At 65.5% G+C, this 2,751-nt stretch carries 3 protein-coding genes; 2 read left to right on the top strand and 1 reads right to left on the bottom strand.

The features are described from left to right. Positions 1-114: 114 nt before the first annotated feature. Positions 115-2,112, bottom strand: coding sequence for a DNA topoisomerase IV subunit B (locus GTP69_RS30770; protein WP_161058423.1), 1,998 nt, complete (start codon positions 2,110-2,112; stop codon positions 115-117). Between the two features lie 211 nt (positions 2,113-2,323). On the opposite strand from GTP69_RS30770, the gene GTP69_RS30765 reads away from it, so the two are divergent. After that, positions 2,324-2,644, top strand: a complete 321-nt coding sequence (locus GTP69_RS30765) for a hypothetical protein (protein ID WP_161058422.1) — start codon at positions 2,324-2,326, stop codon at positions 2,642-2,644. Continuing rightward, the coding region (locus GTP69_RS30760; RefSeq protein ID WP_161058421.1) for a nucleotide-binding protein at positions 2,641-2,751 on the top strand (111 nt) is incomplete at its 3' end. The genes GTP69_RS30765 and GTP69_RS30760, both read left to right, overlap by 4 nt.

Below are 2,751 nucleotides of genomic sequence, written 5' to 3'. Positions count from 1 at the left end.
GGCCGAAGCGGCCTCGTGGACCGGCGCGCTGCTGGTCGGCGCTGGCTGGCCGGCCGCCGGGGTGGCCGGCGCCGGTTCGTCAAAGAGATTTGCTTGAGTCATGGTTCTGTTCTGTTAGATGTCTGCGTCGGCTTCGTTGCCGTGTTCTTCGATCCAGGCGCGGCGCGCGGCCGCTTCGCCTTTGCCCATCAGCATGTTGAAGCGGGCGGCCGATTCGTGCAGGCCGAAGCCGCCCAGCGCCACCGGCAGCAGGCGGCGGGTGTCCGGGTTCATGGTGGTTTCCCACAGCTGCTCAGCGTTCATCTCGCCCAGGCCTTTGAAGCGCGAGATCGACCACGCGCCTTCCTTCAGGCCGTCCTTGCGCAGCTTGTCTTCGATGGCGACCAGCTCGCCGGCGTCCAGCGCGTACAGCTTCTGGATCGGCTTCTTGCCGCGCGCCGGCGCGTCAACGCGGTACAGCGGCGGGCGGGCGATGCAGATGTTGCCGTTGGCGATCAGGCCGGGGAAGTGGCGGAAGAACAAGGTCAGCAACAAGACCTGGATGTGCGAGCCGTCGACGTCCGCGTCGGACAGGATGCAGATCTTGCCGTAGCGCAGACCGGACAGGTCGGGCTTGTCCAGCGGCGTGTGCGGGTCGACGCCGATCGCCACCGAGATGTCGTGGATTTCGTTGTTGGCGAACAGCCGGTCCTTGTCGGTTTCCCACGAGTTCAGCACCTTGCCGCGCAGCGGCAAAATCGCCTGGAATTCCTTGTCGCGCCCCATCTTGGCCGAGCCGCCGGCCGAGTCGCCTTCGACCAGGAACAGTTCGGTGCGCTCGATGTCGGTCGATTCGCAGTCGGTCAGTTTGCCGGGCAGCACCGCGACGCCGGAGGATTTTTTCTTTTCGACTTTTTGCGCTGAACGCAGCCGCGACTGCGCCTGCTTGATGACCAGCTCGGCCAGCTTCTTGCCGTAGTCGACGTGGTGGTTCAGCCACAGTTCCAGCGCCGGCTTCGAGTAGGTCGAGACCAGGCGCACCGCGTCGCGCGAGTTCAGGCGTTCCTTGATCTGGCCCTGGAATTGCGGGTCCAGCACCTTGGCCGACAGCACGAACGAGGCGCGCGCGAACACGTCTTCCGGCAGCAGCTTGACGCCCTTCGGCAGCAGCGAGTGCATTTCGACGAAGTTTTTCACGGCGCCATATAAGCCGTCGCGCAAACCCGATTCGTGGGTGCCGCCGTTCGGCGTCGGGATCAGGTTGACATAGGATTCGCGCACGATGGCGCCTTGCTCGGTCCACGCCACCACCCACGACGCGCCTTCGCCCTCGGCGAAGCCTTCGGCATCAGGGCCGGCGAACTGCTCGCCCTCGAACAGCGGGATCAGGGTCTCGCCGTCGGTCGACTGCGCCAGCGCTTCGGTCAGGTAGCCGCGCAGGCCGTCGTTGTATTGCCAGGTCTGCGACTCGCCGGTCTTGCCGTTGGCCAGCGTGACCGACACGCCCGGCAGCAGCACGGCTTTCGAGCGCAGCAGGCGTTGCAGCTCGGTGGTGGAGATCGCCGCCGAATCGAAATACTTGGCGTCCGGCCAGACCGTGACCTTGGTGCCGGATTTCTTGCCGTCGCGCGGCGCCACCACCGAGGTCAGCGGCTCGGTGACGTCGCCGTTCTCGAATACCAGGTGGTGCAGGCCGGTGCCGTTCGGCTCCTTGCGCCACACCGTGATTTCCAGCCGCTTGGACAGCGCGTTGGTGACCGACACGCCGACCCCGTGCAGGCCGCCGGAAAACGCGTAGGCGCCGCCGCTGCCCTTGTCGAACTTGCCGCCGGCGTGCAGCCGCGTAAACACGATCTCCACCGTCGGCACCCCTTCTTCCGGGTGCAGGCCGACCGGGATGCCGCGGCCGTCGTCTTCGACCGTGACGCTGCCGTCGGCGTTCTGGGTGACGATGATGTTATGGCAATTGCCGCCCAGCGCTTCGTCGGCGGCGTTGTCGATCACTTCCTGGATGATGTGCAGCGGGTTCTCGGTGCGGGTGTACATGCCCGGGCGTTGCTTGACGGGTTCCAGCCCCTTCAGGACCCGGATGGAGGATTCGCTATAGTCGGAAACAGGTTTTTTGGTGGCCATACGTGAGCAGCTTGTGTTTTTGATACTGGGTTTATGTACAGGTGCGGCGATTAATGCGTATTCTATCCTCAACCGCGTTTGATCGCGGGCAAAAATTGCGCACTGCGCAATTTATACACGATGTTTACAGCCCAGGCCCGCCTTTTTAGACCGTTTTTACGACGCCGTCGCTAAGCTGACCGGTATCGAAACGCTCATATGGAGGTCCGTCATGCACGCCTTTTTCCATACCCAGGCCGCCCAGCGCCGCGCCAAACCGCCGCGCAGCGTGGCCGTTGTGCCGCGCGGCTGCCTGATGCAGCTGACGGTGGACGCCGCCGCCGTCACCGACTTGCGGGCGCTGGTGATGCGTACCTGCGGCGCCGGCATGGAATTCATGCGGGTCGAGGCGTGCGACCACGGCGCCCGCGTCAAGGTCTGGCTGTGCCTGTCGCGGGCGCTGGCCGGGCAGGTGATGGAAGCCGTGATGCGGGCCTTGCCGGGCGCCGAATTCGGCCGCATGACGGCCTTGGCGCAGCGGGCCGCCGCATGATCATCGCCGTCGCCAACCACAGCGGCGGCGCCGGCAAGACCATCGTCGCCAACAACCTGGCGCTGCTGCGGGCCCGCGCCGGCCGCCGCGTGCTGCTGGTCGACACC

The organism is Duganella levis (assembly GCF_009857605.1).
GTDB classification, from domain to species: domain Bacteria; phylum Pseudomonadota; class Gammaproteobacteria; order Burkholderiales; family Burkholderiaceae_D; genus Rugamonas; species Rugamonas levis.
This window is presented reverse-complemented; position numbering and strand designations above follow the sequence as displayed.